The sequence below is a fragment of the Telluria sp. B2 genome (genome assembly GCF_051789535.1).
Taxonomy (GTDB): domain Bacteria; phylum Pseudomonadota; class Gammaproteobacteria; order Burkholderiales; family Burkholderiaceae_D; genus Telluria.
Map to the genome: position 1 here is coordinate 596,089 of NZ_CP196525.1, position 24,834 is coordinate 620,922.

Sequence of the window (24,834 nt, forward strand, 5' to 3'; positions counted from 1 at the left end):
TGGCGCAAGGGGCAGAAGTGATGCAATTGCAAAAATTGCATCATGAAAACCTCATTCCTTCCCCCATCCCTGCTCGCACTGCTCCTCCTGTCGGGTTGCGCTTCGGCGCCGGCCGCGGTCGACGAACACAGCGAGTTCGAAGCCACCCTGCACGCGCCTTACCGGGCGCCGGATCCCGCGCGCCCCGATGCGCGTACCTTCACCCTGACCTTCGACTATCCGAACGCGCGCCGCGCCCAGCTCGTCGACTGGCAGCTGGAACTCATCCACCCGGGCGGACGCGTCGTGCGGCGCTGGCAGGGTAGCACGCGCATGGACCGTGGCCCGGTCTCGGTGCCGGTCGCCTGGTCGGGCCAGGACGCCGGCCCGCTGGCGGCCGGCGTCTACCAGGTGCGCCTGCGCGCCGGCAGCCGCGACGCCGAGGCGCTGGCGCCCTCGGCCGATGTACACGAGCAAAGCTGGCAGATCGAGGTCGGTCCGGCGCAAAGCCCGGCGACGCCGCGTTTTGCACCGCTGCCCGTGGGGCGTGGAACCCTGCAGGCCGCACCGGCGACCGGGGCGCTGCCCTACACGGTTTACCTCGGCAACCTGCACAGCCAGACCAACCACAGCGACGGCGGCGCCGAGCTCGACAACTGCAAGGGCGCGCAGGATCCCTTGACGGCGAAATACGGTCCGGACGCCGCCTTCGCCTACGCCCACAAACACGGGCTGGACATCCTGGTCGCCTCGGAGCACAACCACATGTACGACGGCTCGGACGGCACCAACGCCAATGCGGACCCGGCCACGCCCAGCGCGCTCTACCGCAAGGGCCTGGAGACCGCGGCCGCCTACAATGCCGCCAATCCGGGCTTCCTCGCGCTGTACGGGATGGAGTGGGGCGTCATCAACAAGGGCGGGCACGTCAACATCTTCAACAGCGACCAGCTGCTGGGCTGGGAAAAGAACGGCAAGGGCGAGCTGCTGGCCGACATCGCCACGCCGCGCAGCGACTACGCGGCCCTCTACACCCTGATGCGCGAGCGCGGCTGGATCGGCCAGTTCAACCACCCGTCCACCAGCGGCCAGTTCGCCATCGATGGCCAGGCGCTCGGCTATACGGCCGACGGCGACGAGGCGATGGCGCTGTGCGAGGTGGCCAACAGCACCGCCTTCTCGACCAACGACCGCGAGGGCGAGACCAGGCGCAGCAACTACGAGGCGGCCTGCAACATGCTGCTGGAGGCGGGTTTTCACGTGGCCTTCAGCACCAACCAGGACAACCACTGCGCCAACTGGGGCACGGCCTATACCAACCGCACCGGCATGCTGATCCCGAACGGCGTGCCCCTGAGCCGCGGCAGCTTTGTCGAGGCATTGAGGGCGCGGCGCGTGTTCGCGACCATGGACAAGGGCTCGCAACTGGTCCTGACCGCCAACGGGCGCCTGATGGGCGAGCGCTTCACCAACAGCGGGCCCTTGACCCTGGTGGCGAATTTCGCCAGCACGGCCGGCAAGCAGGTGGCGGCGGTGGCGATCATGGAAGGCGTGCCGGGGCGGGGCGGCACGGTGACACAGTTGTCGGGCGAGGCGACGACGACTTTTACGCCGGCGCCGGGGGCGCACTTCTATTATGCGAAGGTGACGCAGTCGGACGGCAACGTGGTGTGGTCGGCGCCGGTGTGGGTGAACCAGGTAGAGGCACCGTAGTCGGTGGCCGAGACAGTAGGGTGGGCACCCCGTGCCCACGCGAATGCGTGCGCGGTGTTGACTGAAGCCGCGGTGTTAGCGGAAGCGGACCGCGACAGTACGAAATGATCGGCTGCGCATTTGCCGAAGCCGCGTTTGTGCCTGTTGTCGAGTTGGCGGCATGGCCGCTGGCCTGCATGCTTTCGCGTGGGCACGGGGTGCCCACCCTACGGTCCTTGCCGACGAGTCAGGGAGCAGACGTGAGCGCCCAAACAAAAACGGCGGGCTCATCGCCCGCCGCTTTGGCAAAACAGCAGGAGGCTTATTCGCCCATCTGGCTCTGCAGGTAATTCTGGATGCCGACCTTGACGATCAGGTCGAGCTGGGTCTCGAGCCACTCGATGTGCTCTTCGGTGTCTTCGAGGATTTCCAGCAGCAGGTCGCGCGAGACGTAGTCGGCGGCGGTTTCGCAGGCGGCGATGCCTTCCTTGACGGTCAGCTGGGCGGCGCGCTCGAGCTTCAGGTCGCATTCGAGCATTTCCTGGGTCGATTCGCCGATCAGGATCTTGTGCAGGGCCTGCAGGTTCGGCAGGCCGTCGAGCATCAGGATGCGGTCGATCAGCTTGTCGGCGTGCTTCATCTCGCCGATCGATTCGTCGTATTCCTTCTTGCCGAGCTTCTCGAAGCCCCAGTGGCGGTACATGCGCGCGTGCAGGAAGTACTGGTTGATCGCGGTGAGTTCGTTGGTCAGCTGTGCGTTGAGCAGCCGGATGACGTTGGGATCGCCCTTCATGATTGTTTACCTTGTTGTGGTGGGGTTGACGCAATCATAGCAAAGGGCGCGTCAAGACGTGCCGGAAAGCCGGCGAGTGCCGGCCCGGCAGCGGAGAGGTCCAGCTCAGGCGAGCTGGGCCGGACGGAAACTCAGTTCGGTAACGGTCGTCTTGCTGTCGATGGCTTCATGGAGCACCTCGCGGGCGTAGCTGACGCATTTGCCGCAGCAGGTGCCCAGGCCCAGTTCCTTGCGCAGCTCGGCTACCGAGGTAATGCCGAGGTCGACCGCCTGGCGGATTTCACGGTCGGAGATGTTGTTGCAGACACAGACGATCATCGAAGTTCCTTGGTACCGTATTAAGCTTGCTTGTCTAATAATGAGAATCGTTCTCATTCGTGTTCTATTTTGATGAAACTCGGCGGCGAAAGCAAGCAGATTTGTTGTGTATCGGCCCTGCAAATAGAAATAATTCGCATTTAGGTTTATGATGCTAGTATCTGTCTCATCAGCGCTACATATGGTGCGCTACATCAACGGACCCGCCATGACTCTTGCTCCCACTCTGATCACACTCGATGCCCTGAAGGTCGGGCAGAGTGCCACCGTGATCCACCTCGCGCCGACCGCGCAGGGCGGCGCCGACGTGCCGCGTCGCCTGATGGAACTGGGCTTCGTGCCGGGCGAACGCATCCGCATGCTCAAGCGCGGCCTGCCGGGCGGCCCGGTGGCGGTCAAGGTCGGCGAGTCGACCTTCGCCCTGCGCAAATTCGAGGCCGCACTCGTATCAATTCAGCCGGAATAATCGATGGGTGTCATGGAACAACAGGTGGCGACACGCGCGCCCCTGATCGCATTGCTGGGTAATCCGAACTGCGGCAAGACCGCATTGTTCAACCGTCTCACCGGCTCGCGCCAGAAGGTCGCGAACTACGCCGGCGTCACCATCGAACGCAAGGAAGGCAGCTTCACTTCGCCTGGCGGGCGGGCGCTGCGCGTGCTCGACCTCCCGGGCGCCTACAGCCTGTCGGCCCAGACGCCGGACGAAGCGATCACGCGCGACGTGGTGGCCGGCCTGCGCAAGGGCGAAAGCGCGCCCGACGCCATCGTCTGCGTGGTCAACGCCACCAACCTGCGCCTGAACCTGCGCCTGGTGCTGGAGATCCAGCGCCTCGGCCTGCCGATGGTGCTGGCCCTGAACATGGTCGACGTCGCCAGGAAGCGCGGCATCGAGATCGATACCGCGCGCTTATCAACAGAACTCGGCATGCCGGTGGTGGAAACCGTCGCCATCCAGGCCGGCGGCGAACGCGCGCTGCTCGAGGTGCTCGACCGCATCGACCTCGACGCCGGCGTCAAGCCGCAGCCGCTGGCCGCCATCGACGCGGTCCCGGTCGAACAGACCCAGCGCGAAGTGCGCCGCATCGTCGACGCCTGCGCCAGCCATGCCCACGACAAGGGCAACCTGTCCGAGCAGATCGACAACGTGGTGCTGCACCCGGTGGCCGGCCCGGTGATCCTGGCGGCGATGATGTTCGTGATCTTCCAGGCCGTGTTCAGCTGGGCCGAAGCGCCGATGGACTTCATCACCGGCACGGTCGAGGGCATCGGCCAGTGGATCGGCGCCGGCATGGCCGAAGGCCCGCTGCGCAGCCTGCTCGTGGACGGCATCATCGCCGGCGTCGGCGGGGTGCTGGTGTTCCTGCCGCAGATCCTGATCCTGTTCTTCTTCATCCTCATTTTGGAGGACATCGGCTACCTGCCGCGTGCGGCCTTCCTGCTCGACCGCATGATGGGCGGCGTTGGCCTGTCGGGGCGCGCCTTCATTCCGCTGCTGTCCTCGTTCGCCTGCGCCATTCCCGGCGTGATGGCCGCGCGCACCATCCAGAATCCGCGCGACCGCCTGGTGACGATCATGATCGCGCCCCTGATGACCTGCTCGGCGCGCCTGCCGGTGTATGCGCTGATCATCGCCGCCTTCATTCCCGACCGCGCCGTCGGCATCTTCAACCTGCAGGGCCTGGTGCTGTTCGCGCTGTACGCGCTGGGCATCGTCAGCGCGATGGGCGTGGCCTGGTACATGAAGCGCCGCAGCGGCAGCGGCCAGCATCCGCTGATGATGGAACTGCCCGCTTACCACTGGCCCCAGCTGCAGACGCTGGCGATCGGCCTGTGGGAGCGCGCCGTGATCTTCCTGCGCCGCGTCGGCACGCTGATCCTCACGCTGATGGTGCTGGTCTGGTTCCTGTCGAGCTTCCCGGGCGCGCCGGAAGGCGCAACCCAGCCGCCAATCTACTACAGCGTGGCCGGCATGCTGGGCCGCGCCCTGTCGGTGATCTTCGAGCCGATCGGCTTCGGCTGGCAGATCTGCATCGCGCTGGTGCCGGGCATGGCGGCGCGCGAAGTCGCCGTCGGCGCCCTGGGCACCGTGTACGCCCTGGCCGGCTCGGGCGACGACGTCGCCAACACCCTGGGCCCCTTGATCGCCGGTTCCTGGTCGATGGCGACCGCGCTGTCGCTGCTGGCCTGGTACGTGTACGCGCCGCAGTGCCTGTCGACCCTGTCCGTGGTGCGCCGCGAAACCGGCAGCGCCAAATATGCCTGGATGATGGCGGGCTACATGTTCGCGCTGGCCTACGTGGCGTCGTTCATCACCTACCGCGTCGCGCTGGCGCTGGGCGGGGGCTGATCATGTGGCAGGAGCTGGTCGTCGGCCTGTTCGTCCTGGTGGCGGCGGTGTACGTCGGCGCCAAGTACCTGCCGGCCGCCTGGCGCATCCGGATCGTCAACCGCCTCTCGCGCGGCGGCGCCGACTCGAAGCTGGTGCGCTGGCTCGATACCGGCGGCAGTTGCGGGAGCGGGTGCAATAGCTGCAATACCTGCGAGACCCCCGGTCCGTCGCCACGGGCCGAGCCGACGCCGCCGGCGGGCAGCAAGCATCGCGTCATCAAACTCCATAAAAAGTAGGGTGGACACCTGTGTCCACGCGGTCTCACCTGTGGCATATGTCAACATATCCGGCACGGCCCGCGCCCGTCGCATACGATTGACCCAACACCTACAACGGACACGACTGGCGGCCTACGATGCCGCACCATGTCCCGCTACCGCCGCCTCCTGACCGGTCCCACCTACTTCTTCACGGTCGTCGCTTACCGCCGCCGTCCCATCTTCTGCGACCACGCGCTACGTACAGCCTTGCGTGACGCCATCCACACGGTACGCCAAACGCGTCCGTTCTCCATCGACGCCTGGGTGCTGCTACCGGACCACATGCATTGCATCTGGACCCTGCCGGAAGACGATCATGCTTATTCGATACGTTGGGCCGAAATCAAGCGCTATGTCTCGAGCTGGTGCCGGCCGGCGCTGCGCGATCCGACGTTGTTGACGCAGGCCGCGCTACTGCGGCGGGAGTCGAGCATCTGGCAGCGCAGGTTCTGGGAGCACCAGATTCGTGATGAGCGTGATTTCGAGAAGCACATGGATTACATCCATTTCAATCCGGTCAAGCACGGGTATGTGAAACAAGTAAAGGAATGGCCGCATTCGACTTTTCATCGGCACGTACTGGATGGGATTTATCCACGGGATTGGGGCGGGTCATTGGAGATCGAGGGCCTCGACTTTGAGTAGCGGTCGGGTGTGCATGGGCATGACCGCGTGGACACAGGTGTCCACCCTACGAAAGGCCATTGCCAGGTTGATCCAAGCCCAAGGCCTCGATCAGGCGCTTCGCATCGTACGGCGCATGCACCTTGATATCGTTATCGAAGTAGCAGTACACATCCCGGCTCGCCCGTTTCGGCGGCGGTGTCGGAGACACGTTCCGGCATTCGTCCGGTTCCCCGCCCGTGCTCCAGGCCCGGATCCGTTCGGCCCAGCGTTCGATCGCATCGTCATCGTAGCCGCTGGCGTACAGTTCCTTGTCGCCGTGCAGGCGCAGGTACATGAAGTCGGCGGTCACGTCCTCGATATACGGCCACCTGCCGGCCGTGTCGGCCACCACCAGGGCGATGTTGTACTTGCGCAGCAGGGCGATGAAGCGTTCGTCGCGAAAGCTCTCGTGGCGCACTTCGACCGCGTGGCGCATCGGGCGTTTCGCATCGAGCGCCAGCGACACCTTGCCCTCCATGCGCGGCTGGTGCTGGCGCGCGCGTTCCAATGCCGCCTCCGTGTCGTGCGGCAGCAGGCTGAAGAAGTGCTCGAAGCGTTCGTGGTCGAACTTCACCATCTCGGGGAACTGCCACAGGAAGGGGCCGAGCTTCTCGCGCAGCTCGAACACGCCCGAGGCCAGCACGTTGGCCAGCGGCCCCTCGATGTCCTTCAGTTTCAGCATGTGGGTCAGGAAGCGGTTGCCCTTGACCGCGAACAGGAAGCCCGGCGGCGTGGCCGCATACCAGGCGGCGTAGCTTTCCGGACGCTGCAGCGAGTAGAAGGAGCCGTTGATCTCGATCGTCGGCAGCTGGCGCGACGCGTAGTCGAGCTCGCGCGCCTGCACCAGCCCCTTCGGATAGAACACGCCGCGCCAGGGCACGTAGCGCCAGCCGGAAATGCCAATGTAGATCGCCATGCAGCGATCATAGATGGCTTGCCTGGCCGCGCTCGGTGCGGTGCCGAACGCGGCGGGCCAGCCTGGGGCGCGGCGCGGCCGCGGCAAAAGGGGCCGATGTCTTTTTGTACTGGCGCAACAGTGCTAAGCTAGCGGTCCCTTCACACCCGGCCATCGCCATGATCACCGTCCATCACCTGAACAATTCGCGCTCGCAGCGCATCCTCTGGCTGCTGGAGGAACTGGGCCTGGAATACGAGATCAAAAAATACCAGCGCGATCCAAAGACAATGCTGGCGCCGCCGGAGCTGAAGGCCGTGCACCCGCTGGGCAAGTCGCCGGTGATCAGCGACGGCGACACCGTGGTGGCCGAATCCGGCGCCATCATCGAGTACCTTGTCGAGCGCTACGGCAATGGACGCCTGGTGCCGGCAGCCGGCACGCCGGAGAAGCTGAAGTACACCTATTTCCTGCACTTCGCGGAAGGCTCGGCCATGTCGCCGCTGTTGATGAAGCTCGTGTTCGACCGTGTCGAGAACGGCCCCATGCCTTTCTTCGTCAAGCCGGTTGCGCGCGCCATCGCGCGCAAGGTAAAGGACGGTTTCGTCAACCCGAACATCCAGGCCCAGCTCGACTACCTGGAAGCGGAGTTGGCGCAGCGTCCCTGGTTCGCGGGGCAGGAATTTTCCGCTGCCGACATCCAGATGAGTTTTCCGCTGGAGGCAGCCACCGCGCGCGGCGGCCTCGGCGCGCAGTACCCGAAGCTGCTCGGCTTCGTGCAGCGCATCCACGCGCGCCCGGCCTACCAGCGCGCCCTGGCGCGCGGCGGCAAGTACGACTACGCAAGGTAAATCGATGGGAAAGCTGCTCGCGATCGACGGACTGAACATCGTGCGCCGGGTCTACGAAGCCAGCCCGGAGCCGGACTCCGACCTGAAGGCCAGCATCGCGCTGCGCCACGCGTTTTCGTCGTTTCGCAACGTGCTCGAGGCGCACGCGCCGACCCACGTGCTGGCCGCCTTCGACTACGGCGGCCAGACCTGGCGCCATGCCTTGTACCCGCGCTACCGCGAGCACCGCGCGCCGATGCCCTCGGTGCTGCGCGAGGCGCTGCCGGAATTCCAGGAACGCCTGGTCAAGGCCGGCGTGCACGTCGCGATGCTGCCCGAGGTCGAGGCCGACGACGTGGTCGCGACCTGCGTGATGCGCTGGCTGCAGGAAAACCGGGGCGAAGCCATCGTCGCCACCACCGACAAGGACCTGCACGCCCTGATCGCGCACGGCGCCCTGGTGTGGGACCATTTCAAGAACGAGTGGCATGACGACGCCTGGGTGCGCAACAAGTTCGGCGTCGCGCCCGAGCTGCTGCACGATCTGCTGGCGCTGATGGGCGACGCCACCGACGGCGTGCCGGGCGTGTCGAAGATCGGCATGAAGACCGCGGCGCGCCTGCTCACCGCCTACGGCAGCCTGGATGCGGTGATGGCCGGCGCCGGCATCCTCAAGACACCGCTGGGCGAGCGCCTGCGCGCCGAACGCGAGATACTTTATTTGTCGCGCCAGCTGGTCGAGCTCAAGACCGACGTGCGCCTGGGCGTCACATGGAAGATGCTGGCCTACGACGCGACCTGAACGGACAAGGACAAGGAATGCTCAAGGCAGTACTGGTGGATTCGAACGCGATCTCGCGTGGACTGTTGAATACGGTGCTGACCGACGGCAGCTACGAAGTCGTCGGCCAGACCCACACCGCCCACGGCGCGCTGCTGTTGGCGACGAAGTTCCGTCCGCAACTGATCTGCATCGCGCGCGAGCAAGCCGAGGAGGGCGACGTCGTCGAGCAACTGCGCGCCGCACTGCCCAAGACCTTCATCTTCATGGTCTCCGGCACCCTCGACGCGCCAACCATCCAGGCCGCCCTGGCGCGCGGCGTGCACGGCTTCATCGTCAAGCCCTTCAAGGCCGACGCCGTCCTGAAAACCATCCGCAACACCGTCATCGCCGCCGTCAGGAAGCAGCAGGCAGGCGGCGGCGCCTGATTTCCTCCATCGCAATCTCGGCCAGCTCGCACAGGGCGCGCAGCTCGCGGTCGCGCAGCCGGCGCGGCTCGCGGTCGAGCACGCACAGTGTTCCGAGCCGGTAACCCTGGGCATCGACCAGCGGCACGCCCGCGTAGAAGCGGATGTGCGGTGCCTCCGTCACCAGCGGGTTGTCCTGGAAGCGCGGGTCCTGGCGGGCGTCGAAGACCAGCATCGGTTCGTCGCACAGGATCGCGTGGCTGCAGAAGGCCAGCTCGCGCGGGGTTTCCTCCAGAACCAGGCCGACGCGCGACTTGAACCACTGGCGGCGCTCGTCCACCAGCGTGAGCAGGGCCATCGGGCTGTCGGTGACCTGGGCCGCCAGCCAGGTCAGGCGGTCGAACACGGCCTCCGCTGCGCTGTCGAGCAGGCCCGTGGCGTCGAGCGCTGCCAGGCGCGCCGCTTCGCCTTCCGGCAGCATGCAGGGGCTGCCCTCGCCCGCGAAGGCGCCGATCGCGCTGCCCGGGAGTGCGGCCGGCGGCAGCCCGGCGCGCTCGCGCAGCAGCGCGCTCACCGCGCTCAGGCGCACGCGGCGGTGTCCGCCCGGCGTCTTCCACGCGGGCAGCAGGCCGTTTTCGATCCACTGCTGGGCCGTGCTGACCGCGATGCCGAGCAGCCCGGCCGCTTCTCGGGTGGTCAGGATCGGATCGTCCGAGGCGTCGTAGGAGGGCGCAGACATGGCAGGGATTCTTTCACGGATGAATGACGGAACGGCACTATTTTACTTTAGGAAATACAGAATATATCGGATTTGATGACTCGAGTTGCCATAAAACATCACGCATCGTCTTCGCTTCCCCACTTTCGTTAGATGTTCACGAAATTTTTGTTGACGTCTAGAAATTTGACGACCAGAATGTCTCTCATCGTCATTTTCGTCATTTGAGCTGTTGTCCGGCCCAGTTGTCAAGGAATCCACATGTCCCACCACGCCCCGTCCGCGCAGCAGGAAGCCGAACGCCTCGATGCCCTGCGCAAGCTGGAGCTGCTCGACACGCCGCCCAGCGAGGCGTTCGACCGCATCACGCGCATGGCGGCGCAGCTGTTCGACCTGCCGGTGGCAGCGGTGTCGCTGACCGATGCCGATCGCCAGTGGTTCAAGTCGCGCGTGGGCATCGAGCACAGGACGATTCCGCGCGACCGCGCGCCCTGCGCCCAGGTGGCTGAGAGCGGCGAACTGCTGGTGGTGCCGGACATGCAGGGCGACGCCTGCTTCCATGACAGCCACCTGGCCAATACCGGCGTACGCTTCTATGCCGGCGCGCCCCTGATGACGCGCGACGGCTACTGCCTGGGAGCGATGTGCGTGCTGGGACCGGAGCCGCGCCAGATTACCGACGCCGAGCGCGCCGGGCTGGCCGACCTGGCCTCGATGGTGATGGCCCAGATCGAGCTGCAGCACGCGATCGGCCGCATCGATCCGACCAGCGGGCTGCCGAACCGCAGCCAGTTCATCGAAGACCTGGCCGACCTGGCCAACGACCGTGCGCCCGGCGAAGCGCGCCTGGCAGCGCTGGTGAACCTGGCCACGCCCGAGCAGCTGAGCGACGCGGTGCGCGCGCTGGGCGCCGGTTATCTCGACGAAATCGTCGGCGAAGCGGTACGCATGCTGCGCGCCGCCATCGGGCCCTCGCGCAAGCTGTACCACGTGGCGACGACCCAGTTCGTGTTCCTGGCCGAGCCGGACGCCGACGTCCAGCGTTTCTGTGACTGGCTCGGTCGCTGGCTCGACCTGCGCGCCGACGCCATGGCGGCGCGCTTCATGACCACTACCACGATCGGCGTCGCGCCGTTCACGGTGGGCCGCAGCGGCCCGCTCGACGTGCTGCGCGACATGCACAGCGCCGCCCACGACGCGCTCGAAGGGGCGCGCCGCGTGCGCGTGTTCTCGGCCGAGCAGAACGCGGTGTTCCTGCGCCGCTTCTACCTGGTCAACGAATTCGGCGCGGCGCTCGAGAGCGACAGCCAGCTGCGCCTGGTGTTCCAGCCGAAGGTCGAGCTGGCGACCGGCCGCTGCATCGGCGCCGAGGCCCTGCTGCGCTGGAACCATCCGGTGCTGGGCGAGGTGTCGCCGGGTGAATTCTTCCCGATCATCGAGCAGACCTCGCAGGCGCGCGCGACCACGCGCTGGGTGCTGGCGCGCGCGCTGCGCCAGCTGGCGGCATGGCGCGCCGCGGGCCTGGCGCTGCAGATGGCGGTCAACGTGTCGGCCGTGAACCTGCTGGAGGCCGACTTCTGCGCCCACGTGGTCGAGCAGCTACGCCTGTACGGCCTGCCGCCCGAGGCGCTGGCGCTGGAGATCACGGAAAGCGCGCTGATGAAGAACCGCGCGCTGGCGATGAGGACGCTGCGGGACCTGGCCGGCGCCGGCGTGCACCTGGCGATCGATGACTTCGGCACCGGCTACAGCAGCCTGGCCTACCTGCAGAGCCTGCCGGCGCAGGTGGTCAAGATCGACCAGAGCTTCGTGCGCGACCTCGACGCCGACAGCCACAAGCGCTCGCTGGTGAGCACCATGATCAAGCTGTCGCACGACCTCGGGCACAAGGTGGTGGCCGAGGGTGTCGAGACCGCGGCGGTGGCGGGCTACCTGCGCGCCGCGGGCTGCGACCAGGTGCAGGGCTACCTGTATGCGCGTCCGCTGGCGGCCGAGGATTTCGAGCGCTGGATCTGTGCCGAGTGGACGCTGCCGCGGCTGCGCGCGGTCCGGCCGGCGCAGGAGATGGCGGAGCTGAGCTGCGCGTGATCGAAGGGCGTAGGGTGGCACTTGTGCCCACGCGGTGGGAACCAAGATCAGCCCCGTCAACAATCAATATGGTCGATCATGCGCACCGGGTGGATTTTTAAGGCGCATGTTGGCAAGCGATGAGACCGCGTGGGCACGAGTGCCCACCCTACGAAAAACGGCGCACCGGATTTCCCGGGGCGCCGTTTTTTTCACGTAAGGCGAAAACTCAGGCCTTGATCGCGCCGTCGATGATGCCGCCGCCCAGGCAGATGTCGCCGTCGTACAGCACGGCCGACTGGCCGGGAGTGACCGCCCATTGCGGGTCGTTGAAGTGCAGGGCGAAACGCTCCATGCCGTCGGCGATGACTTCGCAGGCGACGTCCTGCTGGCGGTAGCGCGTCTTGGCCGACAGCATGCCCGCCGGCGGTTCGCCCGCGATCCAGCTGGCCTGACCCGCTTCGAGACGGGCCGACAGCAGCCACGGATGGTCGTGGCCTTGCACGATATACAAGGTGTTGGTCGCGATGTCCTTGCGCGCGACGAACCACGGCTCGCTGGTGCCGTCGGCGTTCTTGTGCGACTTCAGGCCGCCGATGCCGATGCCCTTCCTCTGGCCCAGGGTGTAGAACGACAGGCCGATGTGTTCGCCCACCGTCTGGCCGTTGTCGAGCTTGATCGGGCCCGGCTTGTGCGAGAGGTAACGGTTCAGGAATTCGCGGAACGGGCGCTCGCCGATGAAGCAGATGCCGGTCGAGTCCTTCTTCGCCGCGTTCGGCAACTGCAGCTTCTCGGCGATCTTGCGCACTTCGGTTTTCGGGATCTCGCCCAGCGGGAACAGCGACTTCGACAGCTGCGCCTGGTTCAGGCGGTGCAGGAAGTAGCTCTGGTCCTTGGTGTGGTCGAACGCCTTCAGCAGTTCGAACTTGCCGGCTGCGTTCTCGCGTACGCGCGCGTAGTGGCCGGTCGCGATCAGGTCGGCGCCCAGCTTCATGGCGTGGTCGAGGAAGGCCTTGAACTTGATCTCGGCATTGCACAGCACGTCCGGGTTCGGCGTGCGGCCGGCCTGGTATTCGCGCAGGAACTCGGCGAACACGCGGTCCTTGTATTCGGCGGCAAAGTTCACCGCTTCGATGTCGACGCCGACCACGTCGGCCACGCTGGCCGCGTCGATCCAGTCCTGGCGCGACGAGCAGTATTCGGAGTCGTCGTCGTCTTCCCAGTTCTTCATGAACAGGCCGACCACGTCGTAGCCCTGTTCCTTCAGCATCCATGCCGCGACCGAGGAGTCGACTCCGCCCGACATCCCGATCACGACTTTTTTCTTGCTCATGTTACGTCCGTTGTTGATAGCCCGCCCTCGAACACCGAAGGGTGGGTGTGCAGCAGCGCCAGTTCGGTGCGCTTGCCCGCCAGGTAATCGTCCACGCATTGCAGCACGATCGGGCTGCGGTGGCGTTCCGGACAGGCGGCGATTTCGTCGCGCGTCATCCACAGTGTGCGCAGGATGCCGTCGTCGAGCGGCTGGTCGTACTGCCTGCCGGCCTTGCCGCAGAAGGTGAAGCGCAGATACGTGACGTCGGCATTGCGCGACTTCGAGTGGTAGCGCGACATGTACATGCCGACCAGCGCCTCGGGAATGAATTCGTGCGCCGTTTCTTCCAGGGCTTCGCGCACCACCGCCTGTTCGAGCGACTCGTGCGGGTCGAGGTGACCCGCCGGCTGGTTCAGCCTGATCCCTTCGCTTGTTTCCTCTTCGATCAGCAGGAAACGGCCATCGCGTTCGATGATTGCGGCAACGGTGACTGACGGTCTGAAGGTATGGGTCATGCGCGTCCTCGGAAATGAGCCGGTATTTTACAGTGCTGCGCAAACCGTTGCTCGCCGGTACGTGTGCAGTGCAGCAAAAAAGCGCCAATTGCGTTGATTTGATACAAAAAACCTGTGCATCGTGCCCCAGCTGTATCGTATTTACCTCGAAAATGACCGGTCGGCGGGGATTGCCATTTTTAGTAGAAAAAATCCAATGTTTACGTGTTAGATTTCATATAGAAAACAAACAACCAGGGAGGCATGCATGAGAATCGGCATACCGGCCGAGACAAGGCCCGGAGAAACCCGCGTAGCAGCAACTCCGGAAACAGTGAAGAAACTGGCGGCCCGGCACCAGGTGGTGGTGCAGGCCGGCGCCGGCATCCATGCCGCCGCCCTCGATGACGCCTACGTCGCCGCCGGCGCCATGATCGGCAGCGCGGAGGACGCCTTCGGCGCCGACATGGTGCTGAAGGTGCGCGCGCCCAGCGAAGCTGAACGCGCCCGCATGAAGCCGGGCACGGTCCTGGTCGGCATGCTCAATCCTTTCGATAGCGAGAACCTGGCCGCCATGGCCGGCGCGCGCCTGACCGCCTTTGCGCTGGAAGCGGCGCCGCGCATCACGCGCGCGCAGTCGATGGACGTGCTGTCCTCGCAGGCCAACATCGCCGGCTACAAGGCGGTCATGCTGGCGGCGAACACCTACCAGCGCTTCATGCCCATGCTGATGACCGCCGCCGGCACCGTCAAGGCCGCGCGCGTGCTGATCATGGGTGTCGGCGTGGCCGGCCTGCAGGCGATCGCCACCGCCAAGCGCCTGGGCGCCGTGATCGAGGCCTCGGACGTGCGCCCGCCGGTGAAGGAACAGGTCGAGTCGCTCGGCGCGAAGTTCATCGACGTTCCCTTCCTCACCGACGAAGAGCGAGAAATTGCGCAGGGCGTGGGGGGCTATGCGCGGCCAATGCCGGCCGACTGGATGCGGCGCCAGGCCGAACTCGTGCACGAGCGCGCGAAACTGGCAGACATCATCATCACCACCGCCCTGATCCCGGGCCGCGCGGCGCCGGTGCTGATCAGGGAAGAAACGGTGCAGGCCATGAAGCCCGGCTCGGTGATCGTCGACATGGCGATCGAGCAGGGCGGCAACTGCCCGCTGACGGAACTCGGCAGGACAGTGGTGAAACACGGCGTCCACATCATCGGCGAGCCGAACCTGGCGGCGCTGGTCGCGGCCGATGCCTCGGCCCTGTATGCGCGCAACGTGCTCGACTTCCTCAAGCTCGTGTTCGACAAGGAAGACAAATTCGTCATCGACCGCGAAGACGAGATCGTGCGCGCCACGCTGCTGTGCGCCGATGGCGAAACGCTACGCAAATGACAAGGAGAGGGCCATGGACATCAGCCACACCATCATCAACCTGATCATCTTCGTGCTGGCGATCTACGTCGGCTACCACGTCGTCTGGACCGTCACGCCGGCGCTGCACACGCCGCTGATGGCGGTGACCAACGCGATCTCCGCCATCATCATCGTCGGCGCCATGCTGGCCGCCGCCCTCACCGAAGGGGCGCTGGGCCAGGTCATGGGCACGGTCGCGGTGGCGCTCGCCGCCGTGAACGTGTTCGGCGGCTTCCTCGTCACCCAGCGCATGCTGGAGATGTTCAAGAAGAAGGAACCGAAAGCCGCAGCGAAAGCCGCGCCGGAAGCGTCAAGCACCAAGGAGGCCGCATGAACCTCATCAGCATGAACATGGTGACGCTGCTCTACCTGGTGGCGTCGGTCTGCTTCATCCAGGCCCTGAAGGGCCTGTCCTCGCCAAGCTCGGCGCGCGCCGGCAACGCCTTCGGCATGACCGGGATGGCGATCGCGGTGGTCACTACCATCGCCCTGATCTTCAAGCTGCAGGCCGAATTCGCCGAGCGTACCGGCGGCGGCATGGGTTTTACGCTGGTGCTGCTGGGTGTGGTAGTGGGCGGCGCGATCGGCGCCTACGCCGCGAAAAAGGTCGAGATGACCAAGATGCCGGAACTGGTGGCGGCCATGCACTCGCTGATCGGTCTCGCCGCGGTGTGCATCGCGATCGCCGCCGTATCCGAACCCTGGGCGTTCAATATTGCCGAACGCGGCGGCGCGCTGCCCTTCGGCAACCGGCTCGAACTCTTCCTCGGCACTTTCGTCGGCGCCGTCACCTTCTCCGGTTCGGTGATCGCCTTCGGCAAGCTGTCGGGCAAGTATAAATTCCGCCTGTTCCAGGGCGCGCCGGTGCGCTTTGGCGGCCAGCACATCCTGAACCTGGTGCTGGCGCTGGCCATCATCGCGCTCGGCCTGGTGTTCTGCTTTTCCGATGCGGTGGAGCCGGCCTGGACGCCCTTCGTCATCATGGCCGTGCTCTCGTTCGTGCTGGGCGTCCTGATCATCATCCCGATCGGCGGCGCCGACATGCCGGTGGTGGTGTCGATGCTGAACTCGTACTCGGGGTGGGCCGCGGCCGGCATCGGCTTTTCGCTGAACAACTCGATGCTGATCATCGCCGGTTCGCTGGTGGGCTCGTCGGGCGCGATCCTCTCCTACATCATGTGCAAGGCGATGAACCGCTCCTTCTTCAACGTGATCCTGGGCGGCTTCGGCGGCGAGGCAGCAGCCACCGGCGGCGCCGCGCAGGAACAGCGCCCGGTGAAGTCCGGCTCGGCCGAGGACGCGGCCTTCATCCTGCAGAATGCGGAATCGGTGATCATCGTGCCGGGCTACGGCCTGGCCGTGGCGCGCGCCCAGCACTCGGTGAAGGAACTGGTCGACAAGCTGACGGAACACGGCGTCACCGTGCGCTACGCGATCCACCCGGTGGCCGGCCGGATGCCGGGCCACATGAACGTGCTGCTGGCCGAAGCCGAGGTGCCCTACGACCAGGTGGTCGAGATGGAAGACATCAACGGCGAATTCGGCCAGACCGACGTGGTGCTGGTGCTGGGCGCGAACGACGTGGTGAACCCGGCGGCCAAGGACCCGAAGTCGCCGATCGCCGGCATGCCGATCCTCGAAGCCTATAAAGCCAAGAGCATCATCGTCAACAAGCGCTCGATGGCCTCCGGTTACGCGGGCCTGGACAACGACCTGTTCTACCAGCCGAACACGATGATGGTGTTCGGCGACGCCAAGAAGGTGATCGAGTCGATGGTCAAGGCCGTCGAATAGACCTGTAGGGTGGACGGCTTTGCCGTCCACGGTTCAAATCACATCGGCGCCAGGACTGCATTGACGTTGTGGCGAACTACACGCCGCTTTCACCAGCAACCACAGGAAACCCGTGCTCGCCATCAGCCCCATCCAGTTCCGTGTCCTCGTCATCGTCTCCGCGGTCCTGCCTTTCGTCGGCCTGCTGCTTAACGCTTTGTTCCTGCCCCAATTGCCGGTGCCGCGCAGTACGTTGCTGCCGCTCATGGGGCAGAGCATGTTCGACTTTCTGGCGGGAGCCAACCTGGTTACAGGCATTGTTGCGACGATCGGCTTATGCCTGTTCCGGCCCTGGTCGCGCTCCCTTTCCTTGCTGAGCATCGCAGTGAGCGTGCTGCTGTATGCGATGGCTGCCTATTTCGTCGATTCCGGCCCCAAGGTCGCCATCGACTGGCTGGCGACCCTGCTCGGTGGCGCCGTGCTGGCCCTCGCTTACTGCTCGCCCATCGCGCTGCGCTTCGCGCCGGCACCGGTCGCATCGCCCGCGCTTTGAAGAGAGGGCCTCAGAACACCTCGCCGCCGACCTGCTTGCCGTTGACGACGATCTTCACGCTGACCGAGAACAGGGCATAGGCAAACACCTCGACCAGGAAGGGCTTGCCGGAGGCCGGTGTGCAGGTCGCCGACAGCAGCGGCTTGTTCTTGTCGAGCGAGAACAGCGTGCGGTTTTCCGCTATCTGCTGCTCGTCGACGAAGAGCCGGATGCCGCCGTTCCAGGAATTGCGCACCAGGATCTCGTGACCCTCGTGGGCGGCCACCCATTCCTGCACGAACCACTCCTTCGATGCCGATGGCGCGAAGCGCTGCTGCGCCGCCTGCCGGGTGATCCCCATCAGTGCACCGAGCTCGGCCCAGGAACGGCCGGCGCGGCGCGCGTTCTGCACGGCTTCCTTCTGCAAGGCTTCGCAAATCTGCACGCCGGCGCTGCTCGCCGCAGCCAGGCGCAGGGCGTTGTCGGGGGCGGCGTCGGGCGTCTCGCTCAGCCCGGCGTGGGCGATGATGGCCGATTCGATCGCCTGCTGCAGGCTGGTGCGGTGTTCGGGCGAGAGCGGGCCGGGCTGGGTGGGCGTTGCGGTGTGCATGGGCTTCTCCATGGTGAGTGATATGTCAAGATTAATTGACGCTCGGGAGTGATGTCAAGAAAAATTGACGCTCATGGGAGAAGGGGTGGTGCAGGGTCAGCGTCTGTGTTCATGTGCCCAGCTCTTGCATGGAACGGTAGGGTGGGCGCCCCGAGCCCACCGAAAGCATGTTCGCCATGATCCATGCTCAGCGCGTGGGCACGGGGCGCCCACCCGACGTCAATGCCTCCGCCGCGGGCGCCTGCTGGTACGGCAACTCACGCCTGCCGGTGCGGCAGGAACGACGAGCCGCCGCGGCGGCCGTACATCATGACTTCGGCCAGCAGCGTGCGCGCCGGTTTCACGGCGTCGAGCGTGGCCAGGCCCAGGCCGAGGACCGTCTGCAGCGGACCGCTGCCGACAAAAGCGCGCGCCATGGCGTCGGTCAGGGCGATGGTGAGCTTGCGGTCCTGGGCGCGTTCGTCGAGGAAGCGGCCGATGCCTTCCGGTCCCGGGCAGCGCGCCAGCAGCCGCGCCAGCACGGCGGCGTCGCGCAGGCCGAGGTTCAGGCCCTGGCCGGCCACCGGATGCAGGGTCTGGGCCGCGTTGCCGATGGCCACCGTGCGCGTGCTGGCATGGGCCTCGGCGTTCAGGCCGAGCGGGTAGCTGGCGCGCGGCGACACTTTCGTGAAGCGTCCCAGCCGGCCGCCGAAGGCCTCGTTCAGCTCGAGCAGGAAGCGCTCTTCCTCCATCGCCTGCAGTGCCGAGGCGCGCTCCGGTTTCACGCACCAGACCAGCGCATACTGGTGCCCGTCGGCGCCTTCCTGCGGCAGCAGCGCCAGCGGTCCCTCGTCGGTGAAGCGCTCGAAGGCGCGGTGCGGGATCGGGTTGCTGCACGAGACGCGCGCGATCACGGCGCTCTGGCCATAGTCGCGCGTCTTCGCTTTGTCTTCCTGCTGGCCGAACACGCCGCCCTCGGCGCCAACCGCGACCTGGGCCGTGAGCGTGCGGCCGTCGTCGAGCGTGAGGGTGACGTGGTCGCTGCTTTCGTCCAGGCTGGCCACGCGCGCCGGGCGGATCACCTCGACGCCCGCGCGGTCCACCGCGCGCGCCAGCGCGTCGACCACCTCGCCATAGCGCGTGACGTAACCGAGCGCGTCCAGGCCGTGTTCGTCGCGGTCCATCAGGCTGCGCCCGAGGTGGCCGCGGCGCGAGACGTGGATGCTGTGGATGGGTGTGGCGGGGAAGTGTCCGGAGGCGGGCCAGGCGCCCACTTCCTCGAGCAGCATGCGGCTGCCCCAGGCCAGGGCGATCGAGCGCGGGTCGGAAATCGACTGGCCGAGCGCGCGCGCGTCGATCAGGGCGATGCGGCGGCCCTCGATGCCGCGCCGCGTCAGCAGGGCGGCCAGCGCCAGGCCGACCGGGCCGGCGCCGCAGATCGCCACGTCATAGGTGTCGTGATGCTGTTCCATCTTCAAGCTCTCATCAGGGCCTCGATCTCGGCCACCGTCTTCGGCGCCGCGCCCGTGAGCACGCGCGCGCCGCCGTTGTCACCATGGCCGACGATCACGTCGTCCTCGATGCGGATGCCGATGTTCCAGAATTGTTCGGGCACGCCCGGCGCCGGGCGCACGTAGATGCCCGGTTCCACCGTCAGCGCCATGCCGGCCAGCAGCGGCCGCGAAGGCTTGTCTTCCAGTGTCAGGTCGCGGTAGGCGCCGGCGTCGTGCACGTCCAGGCCCAGCCAGTGGCCGGTGCCGTGCATGTAGAACTGGGTGTGGGCGCGCTCGGCCAGCACGTTCTCGACGCTGCCGAATTTTGCCTTGTCGAGCAGGCCGAGTTCCAGCATGCCTTCGGCCAGCACCCTGACGGCGGCGTCATGGAAATCGCTGTAGGGGCGGCCAGGAACGATGGCGGCCAGCGCCGCGTCCTGGGCGCGCAGCACCAGTTCGTACAGGGTCTTCTGCGGCGCGCTGAAGCGGCCGTTCACCGGGAAGGTGCGGGTGATGTCGGAGGCGTAGCTGTCGAATTCGCAGCCGGCGTCGATCAGGACCAGGTCGCCGTCCTTCGTCTGCGCGTTGTTGGCGTTGTAGTGCAGGATGCAGGCGTTGGCGCCGCTCGCCACGATCGGCGTGTAGGCCGGGAACTGGGCGCCGTTACGCCGGAATTCGTAGAGCAGCTCGGCCTCGATCTCGTACTCGAACATGCCGGGTTTGGCCGCGCGCATGGCGCGCAGGTGGGCCGCGCCGGCGATGTCGGCGGACTTCGCCATCAGCGCCTGTTCGACGTCGTCCTTCAGCAGGCGCATCTCGTCGAGCAGGGGCAGCAGGTGCTCGATGCGCGCCGGCGCCACGATGCCGCTGCGCGACTGCCCCCGCACTGCCTTGATCCAGCCGGCGACCTGGGCATCGAGCGCCGCGCTGTGCGCGTTGGCGTAGTACAGGGCGGGGACGTCGGCCAGCAGGCGCGCCATCTGCGCGTCGAGTTCGCCGATCGGATAGCCCTCGTCGAAGCCGAAGGCCTCGCGCGCCGCGGCCGGGCCATGCCGGAAGCCTTCCCAGGTTTCGCGCTCGACGTTCTTCTCGCGGCAAAACAGGATCGAACGGGCAGGTGCGTCACCTTTCGCGGCAACCAGTACCAGCACGCTTTCCGGTTCGGCAAAGCCGGTCAGGTAATAAAAATAGCTGTCGTGGCGGTAGGGGTACTCGCTGTCGCCGTTGCGCAGCGTTTCCGGCGCGGTGGCCAGCACCGCCACCGCGCCCGGCGCCATGCCTGCTGCCAGGCGTGCGCGGCGGGCACAATAGGGGCTCACGCGCCGGCCCTCTTGGCCAGCGGCGCGTTCAGTTCTTCGAGCTGGCGCACGGTGCCGACGTTGACCCAGGGGCCGTTGTAGATTTCGCCGCCCACGCGTCCTTGCGCGATGAACTTGCGCATCAGCGGCCCGAACTTGACGAACTCGCCAGGAGCGATGCCGTCGAACATTTCAGGACGGTAGACGCCGATGTTCCCGAAATTCCATTTTGGATCGCCGTCGTTGGTAAGCGAGTACATGTTCATGCCGAAGTCGCCCTCCGGGTTGTGCCAGGGGTTGGGCGTCAGGTACAGCCAGGCGATGTCGCGCTTGTCCTGCGGGATCGGCTGGCCCAGCATATCCCTGTCCGGCAAGGCCTCGAATACCTGGGTGAAGTCGAAATAGGGCGCATAGATGTCGCCCGACAGCGCGACGAAAGGCTCGTCGCCCAGCAGGTGCAGCGCGTTGGCGATGCCGCCCGCCGTTTCCAGCGGGGCCGGTTCGTGCGAATAGGCGATGCGCGCGCCATACTTGCTGCCGTCGCCCAGTTCGTCCTCGATCATGTGGCCGAGGTAGGAGTGGTTGATGACGATCTCGGTAATTCCCGCACGCACCAGGTTCAGGATGTGCCAGACGATGAGCGGACGGCCGCGCACCTTGAGCAGGGGTTTCGGGCAGCTGTCCGTCAGCGGACGCATGCGCTCGCCGCGGCCGGCGGCCAGGATCATGGCTTTCATGGGCTTCTCGACAATCGGCTCAGAAGGTATAGCCGACCTGCGGCGCCTTGTCCTCGAAGGAGTCGAGCAGGCGCGCCAGGGGCTTCAGTTCGGTGTAGCGGTTGGCGGTCTTGCGCACGTAGTCCATCACGGTCGGCAGGTCGCCCATGTAGATCGGCTTGCCGTCGCGGTAGTTCAGGCGGCAGAAGATGCCCAGGATCTTCAGGTGGCGCTGCAGCGCCATGAATTCGACGTCGCGGTAGAAGCTGTCGATGTCGGGGTTGACCGGCAGGCCGACCTGCTTGGCGCTCTGCCAGTAGCGCACGACCCAGTCGAGCACGATCTCCTCGTCCCACTGGATGTAGGCGTCGCGCAGGAGCGAAGCCAGGTCGTAGGTGACCGGGCCGTAGACGGCGTCCTGGAAATCGAGCACGCCCGGGTTGCCCTGGTCGAGGAACATCAGGTTGCGCGAATGGAAATCGCGGTGCATGAACACCTGCTGCTGCGCCAGCACGTTATTGGTGATGGTCTCGAATACCTTGTCGAGCTGGGCCTGCTGGGCATCGGTCATGGTGACGCCGAGGTGGCGGCCGAGGAACCATTCCGGGAACAGGTTCATCTCGCGCAGGACGAAGGCGCGGTCGAACTCGGGCAGCACGCCGGGCTGGCTGTGCAGCTGGAACTTGATCAGGGCATCGACCGCGTCCGAATACATGAAGGCGGCGTTGTCGGAGTCCAGGCGCTGCAAATAAGTCGTGGTGCCCAGGTCCGACAGCAGCAGGAAACCGCGCTCGACGTCGCGCGCGACGATCGCCGGCACGGTGACGCCGGCTTCCTGCAGCAGGCCCTGGACGTGGATGAAGGCGGGGACGTTCTCGCGCTCGGGCGGCGCGTCCATGGCGATCAGGGTGTCACCCAGCTTCTCGCGTAGCGCCGGCACCACATCCAGGCGGAAATAGCGGCGGAAGCTGGCATCCGACGAGGCCGGGCGGCTTGACGCGACTTCCACCAGGTCGAGCGAGCCCAGCCATTCGGTGAGCAGCGCCAGGCGTGCATCCTGCTCGGCGGAAGTGGGGGTGTTTTGATACAAAGAAGACATGAAACGTCCAGGGGAAACCGGTTGAGAGAGACAATTCCCATATAATAAGGGATTCAATCCAAAAAATCGCCCTTTATGGTGCAGCCCAAGATTCCATGAGCTGGTTTACGGCCCTACCATTCCCGCAGCGGCGGGCAGTTGCCCTGTCCGCCCTCGTCACCGTGGCCTCGGGGCCTTTGCACGCGCAAGTTGCGCCAGCGCCGTCCCACGCCGACGAACAGGATCTTCCCGTTACCGTGCGCGCCGAGGAAATCGGCGGCCGACCGGACCGTGAGATCAACCTCAACCGCAACGTCGAAATCACCCGCGGCCAGACGAAAATGACGGCCGACACGGCCTGCTACCGCCTGGTCGAGGACGAGGTCACGGCCAGCGGCAATGTCAACATGTGGCGCTTCGGCGACCGCTACCAGGGCGATTCGCTGCAGCTGAACCTCGAAACCGGCCGCGGCTGGGTGCTCAACCCGCAGTACCGCCTGCAGGTGAACAATGCCCAGGGCCGCGCCGACCGCATCGACTTCCTCGGCGAGGACCAGGCCCTGGTGGTCGACGGCACCTACAGCACCTGCGAGGGGCCCGATCCCGACTGGTACCTGAAGTCGAGCACCCTGCGCCTGGATTCCGGACGCGACGTCGGCACCGCCGGCAAGACCGTCATCTATTTCAAGGACGTGCCCATCCTCGGCACACCTGCCATGTCGTTCTCGCTCTCGGGCGCGCGTCGCTCGGGCTGGCTGCCGCCCTCGATCGGCTTCGGCTCGAAGGGCAAGTCCGAGATCATGGTGCCGTACTACTTCAACATCGCCCCCAACCGCGATCTGACGGTGTTCCCGCGCATGATGTTCGACCGCGGCCTGCAGCTGGGCGCGACCGGCCGCTACATCGGCGCGACCGGGCGCGGCACCTATGGCGGCGAAACCCACTTCGAGGGACTGCGCAACGACCGCATCACCAAGACCGACCGCTGGCTGGTCGACTCGCTGCACAACCAGCAGCTGAGCCCGAACTGGTCCTACGGCTGGAACCTGCACGCGGCCTCGGACGACCAGTACCTGAGCGACTTCTCGCGTTCGGTGTCGACCAGCGCCGAGCGCCAGCTGGTGCGCGAGCTGTACACCAGCTACGGCACCCAGTACTGGAACCTGACCGCGCGCGCCCAGAACTTCCAGGTGCTGCAGGAGCCGGCGGCGGCGGCCAATCCGGCGCTGACGATCCCGAAACCGTATGCGCGCCTGCCGCAGATTAACTTCCATACGGGCCGCTTCGACGTCAACGGCTTCGACTGGGCCATCGACGCCGAGGCGACCCGCTTCTCGCACTCGACCTGGGACAGCGGCAACCGCGCGGTGATGATCTCGCAGGTGAGCTACCCGTGGGTGCGCCCGGGCTATTACATCACGCCCAAGGTGATGCTCCATGCGAGCAAGTACGACATGGACAGCAATGCCGGGCGCCGCACCAGCCTGTCGCGCACGCTGCCGATCTTCTCGCTCGACGCCGGCATGGTGTTCGAGCGCGAGACGAGCCTGTTCGGCACCGCCGCCACCCAGACGCTCGAGCCGCGCCTGTTCTACGTGCGCACGCCCTACAAGAACCAGGACGACTTCCCGATCTTCGATACCGGCGAGGCCGGCTTCAGCTACGCCCAGCTGTTCAGCGAAAACCGTTTCGTGGGCAATGACCGCGTTTCCGACGCCAACCAGCTGACCGCGGCCGTGACCTCGCGCTACATCGAGGGCAGCGGCGCCGAGCGCCTGCGCCTGGCCTTCGGCCAACGCTTCTACTTCACCGAGCCGCGCGTGCAGCTGCCGGGCCGTCCGATCCTGGACCGCAAGAACCGCTCCGACCTGCTGCTGGCGGCGTCGGGCCGCATCGTCGAGAACTGGAACATCGACGCCAGCGTACAATACGACGCGACGAGTTCGAGCGTGTACAGCCGCAACTATGGCGTGCGCTGGACCCCCGGCCTGCTGAAAGTGTTCAACGCCGAGTACCGTTACGTGCGCGACAGCTTCCGCAACGCCGACATCTCGGGCCAGTGGCCGCTGTCGAAGCGCTGGTTCGGCGTGGGCCGGGTCAGCTATTCGCTGCAGGACCACAAGGTGCTCGAGAGCCTGGTCGGGCTCGAGTACAAGGCCGACTGCTGGGTGTTCCGGATGGGCGCGCAGCGCTTCGTGACGGCGGCCCAGTCGACCTCGACGCCGGTGTTCTTCCAGCTCGAGCTCAACGGCCTGTCGCGCTTCGGCATGGGCAACCCGCTGGATTCGTTTTACAAGAGTATTCCCGGCTATACGCGGTTAAATACCAACGTTGGCCGCCCCTAGC

25 protein-coding genes are annotated in these 24,834 nt (G+C 66.0%); 14 read left to right on the forward strand and 11 right to left on the reverse strand.

The features are described 5' to 3' along the window. The first annotated feature begins 42 nt into the window (after positions 1-42). Positions 43-1,692: a CehA/McbA family metallohydrolase gene (locus tag ACSUZJ_RS02655; RefSeq protein ID WP_499413052.1), complete on the forward strand. Its 1,650-nt coding sequence runs from the start codon at positions 43-45 to the stop codon at positions 1,690-1,692. Positions 1,693-1,993: 301 nt separating this feature from the next. Here the strand turns inward: ACSUZJ_RS02655 and bfr are convergent, their stop codons facing one another. Next, a complete protein-coding gene (gene bfr / locus ACSUZJ_RS02660) occupies positions 1,994-2,464 on the reverse strand; it encodes a bacterioferritin (RefSeq protein ID WP_499413054.1) in 471 nt (156 codons plus the stop codon). A gap of 105 nt (positions 2,465-2,569) precedes the next feature. Further along, positions 2,570-2,782 carry a bacterioferritin-associated ferredoxin gene (locus ACSUZJ_RS02665; protein ID WP_499413056.1) on the reverse strand — a complete coding sequence of 71 codons (213 nt, stop codon included), beginning with the start codon at positions 2,780-2,782 and terminating at the stop codon, positions 2,570-2,572. Between the two features lie 208 nt (positions 2,783-2,990). Here ACSUZJ_RS02665 and ACSUZJ_RS02670 point away from each other — a divergent pair, with 208 nt between their 5' ends. The 4 genes from ACSUZJ_RS02670 (at position 2,991) to ACSUZJ_RS02685 (ending at position 6,079) form a co-directional block, all read left to right on the forward strand. After that, positions 2,991-3,248 (forward strand): FeoA family protein, encoded by a 258-nt coding sequence (locus ACSUZJ_RS02670; RefSeq protein ID WP_499413058.1) that lies wholly within the window; start codon positions 2,991-2,993, stop codon positions 3,246-3,248. Positions 3,249-3,251: 3 nt separating this feature from the next. Beyond that, on the forward strand, positions 3,252-5,132 hold the full coding sequence (feoB, locus tag ACSUZJ_RS02675; RefSeq protein ID WP_499413060.1) for a ferrous iron transporter B: 1,881 nt from the start codon (positions 3,252-3,254) through the stop codon (positions 5,130-5,132). A gap of 2 nt (positions 5,133-5,134) precedes the next feature. Beyond that, a complete protein-coding gene (locus ACSUZJ_RS02680) occupies positions 5,135-5,410 on the forward strand; it encodes a DUF6587 family protein (RefSeq protein ID WP_499413062.1) in 276 nt (91 codons plus the stop codon). A gap of 129 nt (positions 5,411-5,539) precedes the next feature. Continuing rightward, positions 5,540-6,079, forward strand: coding sequence for an REP-associated tyrosine transposase (locus ACSUZJ_RS02685; protein WP_499413064.1), 540 nt, complete (start codon positions 5,540-5,542; stop codon positions 6,077-6,079). A gap of 46 nt (positions 6,080-6,125) precedes the next feature. Here ACSUZJ_RS02685 and ACSUZJ_RS02690 read toward each other — a convergent pair whose 3' ends face one another. Next, complete coding sequence (locus ACSUZJ_RS02690; protein ID WP_499413066.1) at positions 6,126-7,016, reverse strand: DUF72 domain-containing protein; 891 nt, start codon at positions 7,014-7,016, stop codon at positions 6,126-6,128. A 158-nt stretch (positions 7,017-7,174) separates the two neighbouring features. On the opposite strand from ACSUZJ_RS02690, the gene ACSUZJ_RS02695 reads away from it, so the two are divergent. From ACSUZJ_RS02695 to ACSUZJ_RS02705, 3 genes are read left to right on the forward strand one after another with little or no spacing between them, the layout of a single operon-like run. Beyond that, positions 7,175-7,846: a glutathione S-transferase gene (locus ACSUZJ_RS02695; protein WP_499413068.1), complete on the forward strand. Its 672-nt coding sequence runs from the start codon at positions 7,175-7,177 to the stop codon at positions 7,844-7,846. Between the two features lie 4 nt (positions 7,847-7,850). Further along, positions 7,851-8,627, forward strand: a complete 777-nt coding sequence (locus ACSUZJ_RS02700) for a 5'-3' exonuclease (protein WP_499413070.1) — start codon at positions 7,851-7,853, stop codon at positions 8,625-8,627. A 17-nt stretch (positions 8,628-8,644) separates the two neighbouring features. Continuing rightward, positions 8,645-9,034 (forward strand): response regulator, encoded by a 390-nt coding sequence (locus ACSUZJ_RS02705; RefSeq protein WP_499413072.1) that lies wholly within the window; start codon positions 8,645-8,647, stop codon positions 9,032-9,034. Here ACSUZJ_RS02705 and ACSUZJ_RS02710 read toward each other — a convergent pair. Further along, positions 9,003-9,752 (reverse strand): GAF domain-containing protein, encoded by a 750-nt coding sequence (locus ACSUZJ_RS02710; protein ID WP_499413074.1) that lies wholly within the window; start codon positions 9,750-9,752, stop codon positions 9,003-9,005. The two genes, ACSUZJ_RS02705 and ACSUZJ_RS02710, sit on opposite strands and share 32 nt — an antisense overlap. 240 nt (positions 9,753-9,992) lie before the next feature. On the opposite strand from ACSUZJ_RS02710, the gene ACSUZJ_RS02715 reads away from it, so the two are divergent. Further along, complete coding sequence (locus tag ACSUZJ_RS02715) at positions 9,993-11,819, forward strand: putative bifunctional diguanylate cyclase/phosphodiesterase (protein ID WP_499413076.1); 1,827 nt, start codon at positions 9,993-9,995, stop codon at positions 11,817-11,819. A gap of 208 nt (positions 11,820-12,027) precedes the next feature. Here the strand turns inward: ACSUZJ_RS02715 and mnmA are convergent, their stop codons facing one another. Next, positions 12,028-13,131 (reverse strand): tRNA 2-thiouridine(34) synthase MnmA, encoded by a 1,104-nt coding sequence (gene mnmA / locus ACSUZJ_RS02720; protein WP_499413078.1) that lies wholly within the window; start codon positions 13,129-13,131, stop codon positions 12,028-12,030. Beyond that, positions 13,128-13,628, reverse strand: a complete 501-nt coding sequence (locus ACSUZJ_RS02725; RefSeq protein ID WP_499413080.1) for an NUDIX hydrolase — start codon at positions 13,626-13,628, stop codon at positions 13,128-13,130. The genes mnmA and ACSUZJ_RS02725 overlap by 4 nt, the downstream gene beginning before the upstream one ends. Positions 13,629-13,875: 247 nt before the next feature. On the opposite strand from ACSUZJ_RS02725, the gene ACSUZJ_RS02730 reads away from it, so the two are divergent. From ACSUZJ_RS02730 to ACSUZJ_RS02745, 4 genes are all read left to right on the forward strand, one after another. Beyond that, positions 13,876-14,988, forward strand: coding sequence for a Re/Si-specific NAD(P)(+) transhydrogenase subunit alpha (locus tag ACSUZJ_RS02730; protein ID WP_499413082.1), 1,113 nt, complete (start codon positions 13,876-13,878; stop codon positions 14,986-14,988). A 13-nt stretch (positions 14,989-15,001) separates the two neighbouring features. Continuing rightward, positions 15,002-15,343 carry an NAD(P) transhydrogenase subunit alpha part 2 gene (locus ACSUZJ_RS02735; RefSeq protein WP_499413084.1) on the forward strand — a complete coding sequence of 114 codons (342 nt, stop codon included), beginning with the start codon at positions 15,002-15,004 and terminating at the stop codon, positions 15,341-15,343. Further along, positions 15,340-16,803 (forward strand): NAD(P)(+) transhydrogenase (Re/Si-specific) subunit beta, encoded by a 1,464-nt coding sequence (locus tag ACSUZJ_RS02740; RefSeq protein ID WP_499413086.1) that lies wholly within the window; start codon positions 15,340-15,342, stop codon positions 16,801-16,803. Before ACSUZJ_RS02735 ends, ACSUZJ_RS02740 begins: the two co-directional genes overlap by 4 nt. Before the next feature lie 112 nt (positions 16,804-16,915). Beyond that, on the forward strand, positions 16,916-17,335 hold the full coding sequence (locus ACSUZJ_RS02745) for a hypothetical protein (protein WP_499413088.1): 420 nt from the start codon (positions 16,916-16,918) through the stop codon (positions 17,333-17,335). Positions 17,336-17,345: 10 nt separating this feature from the next. Here the strand turns inward: ACSUZJ_RS02745 and ACSUZJ_RS02750 are convergent, their stop codons facing one another. The 5 genes from ACSUZJ_RS02750 to ACSUZJ_RS02770 form a co-directional block, all read right to left on the reverse strand. Continuing rightward, a complete protein-coding gene (locus ACSUZJ_RS02750) occupies positions 17,346-17,924 on the reverse strand; it encodes a hypothetical protein (RefSeq protein WP_499413090.1) in 579 nt (192 codons plus the stop codon). A gap of 257 nt (positions 17,925-18,181) precedes the next feature. Continuing rightward, positions 18,182-19,375 (reverse strand): UbiH/UbiF/VisC/COQ6 family ubiquinone biosynthesis hydroxylase, encoded by a 1,194-nt coding sequence (locus ACSUZJ_RS02755; protein WP_499413092.1) that lies wholly within the window; start codon positions 19,373-19,375, stop codon positions 18,182-18,184. Between the two features lie 2 nt (positions 19,376-19,377). Then, complete coding sequence (locus ACSUZJ_RS02760) at positions 19,378-20,715, reverse strand: aminopeptidase P N-terminal domain-containing protein (protein WP_499413094.1); 1,338 nt, start codon at positions 20,713-20,715, stop codon at positions 19,378-19,380. Continuing rightward, on the reverse strand, positions 20,712-21,431 hold the full coding sequence (murU, locus tag ACSUZJ_RS02765) for an N-acetylmuramate alpha-1-phosphate uridylyltransferase MurU (RefSeq protein WP_499413096.1): 720 nt from the start codon (positions 21,429-21,431) through the stop codon (positions 20,712-20,714). The genes ACSUZJ_RS02760 and murU overlap by 4 nt, the downstream gene beginning before the upstream one ends. Positions 21,432-21,450: 19 nt before the next feature. After that, on the reverse strand, positions 21,451-22,509 hold the full coding sequence (locus tag ACSUZJ_RS02770; RefSeq protein WP_499413098.1) for an aminoglycoside phosphotransferase family protein: 1,059 nt from the start codon (positions 22,507-22,509) through the stop codon (positions 21,451-21,453). Positions 22,510-22,604: 95 nt separating this feature from the next. Between ACSUZJ_RS02770 and ACSUZJ_RS02775 the strand changes: the two genes are divergently transcribed. After that, the gene (locus ACSUZJ_RS02775) at positions 22,605-24,833 is read left to right on the forward strand and encodes an LPS-assembly protein LptD (protein ID WP_499413100.1); all 2,229 of its coding nucleotides are present in this window, start codon (positions 22,605-22,607) and stop codon (positions 24,831-24,833) included. Position 24,834: the final 1 nt, after the last annotated feature.

Coding starts and splice junctions, on each gene's coding strand:
- ACSUZJ_RS02655 (WP_499413052.1), top strand. CDS start 43: ATGAAAACCTCATTCCTTCCCCCATCCCTGCTCGCACTGCTCCTCCTG.
- bfr (WP_499413054.1), bottom strand. CDS start 2,464: ATGAAGGGCGATCCCAACGTCATCCGGCTGCTCAACGCACAGCTGACC.
- ACSUZJ_RS02665 (WP_499413056.1), bottom strand. CDS start 2,782: ATGATCGTCTGTGTCTGCAACAACATCTCCGACCGTGAAATCCGCCAG.
- ACSUZJ_RS02670 (WP_499413058.1), top strand. CDS start 2,991: ATGACTCTTGCTCCCACTCTGATCACACTCGATGCCCTGAAGGTCGGG.
- feoB (WP_499413060.1), top strand. CDS start 3,252: ATGGGTGTCATGGAACAACAGGTGGCGACACGCGCGCCCCTGATCGCA.
- ACSUZJ_RS02680 (WP_499413062.1), top strand. CDS start 5,135: ATGTGGCAGGAGCTGGTCGTCGGCCTGTTCGTCCTGGTGGCGGCGGTG.
- ACSUZJ_RS02685 (WP_499413064.1), top strand. CDS start 5,540: ATGTCCCGCTACCGCCGCCTCCTGACCGGTCCCACCTACTTCTTCACG.
- ACSUZJ_RS02690 (WP_499413066.1), bottom strand. CDS start 7,016: ATGGCGATCTACATTGGCATTTCCGGCTGGCGCTACGTGCCCTGGCGC.
- ACSUZJ_RS02695 (WP_499413068.1), top strand. CDS start 7,175: ATGATCACCGTCCATCACCTGAACAATTCGCGCTCGCAGCGCATCCTC.
- ACSUZJ_RS02700 (WP_499413070.1), top strand. CDS start 7,851: ATGGGAAAGCTGCTCGCGATCGACGGACTGAACATCGTGCGCCGGGTC.
- ACSUZJ_RS02705 (WP_499413072.1), top strand. CDS start 8,645: ATGCTCAAGGCAGTACTGGTGGATTCGAACGCGATCTCGCGTGGACTG.
- ACSUZJ_RS02710 (WP_499413074.1), bottom strand. CDS start 9,752: ATGTCTGCGCCCTCCTACGACGCCTCGGACGATCCGATCCTGACCACC.
- ACSUZJ_RS02715 (WP_499413076.1), top strand. CDS start 9,993: ATGTCCCACCACGCCCCGTCCGCGCAGCAGGAAGCCGAACGCCTCGAT.
- mnmA (WP_499413078.1), bottom strand. CDS start 13,131: ATGAGCAAGAAAAAAGTCGTGATCGGGATGTCGGGCGGAGTCGACTCC.
- ACSUZJ_RS02725 (WP_499413080.1), bottom strand. CDS start 13,628: ATGACCCATACCTTCAGACCGTCAGTCACCGTTGCCGCAATCATCGAA.
- ACSUZJ_RS02730 (WP_499413082.1), top strand. CDS start 13,876: ATGAGAATCGGCATACCGGCCGAGACAAGGCCCGGAGAAACCCGCGTA.
- ACSUZJ_RS02735 (WP_499413084.1), top strand. CDS start 15,002: ATGGACATCAGCCACACCATCATCAACCTGATCATCTTCGTGCTGGCG.
- ACSUZJ_RS02740 (WP_499413086.1), top strand. CDS start 15,340: ATGAACCTCATCAGCATGAACATGGTGACGCTGCTCTACCTGGTGGCG.
- ACSUZJ_RS02750 (WP_499413090.1), bottom strand. CDS start 17,924: ATGCACACCGCAACGCCCACCCAGCCCGGCCCGCTCTCGCCCGAACAC.
- ACSUZJ_RS02755 (WP_499413092.1), bottom strand. CDS start 19,375: ATGGAACAGCATCACGACACCTATGACGTGGCGATCTGCGGCGCCGGC.
- murU (WP_499413096.1), bottom strand. CDS start 21,431: ATGAAAGCCATGATCCTGGCCGCCGGCCGCGGCGAGCGCATGCGTCCG.
- ACSUZJ_RS02770 (WP_499413098.1), bottom strand. CDS start 22,509: ATGTCTTCTTTGTATCAAAACACCCCCACTTCCGCCGAGCAGGATGCA.
- ACSUZJ_RS02775 (WP_499413100.1), top strand. CDS start 22,605: ATGAGCTGGTTTACGGCCCTACCATTCCCGCAGCGGCGGGCAGTTGCC.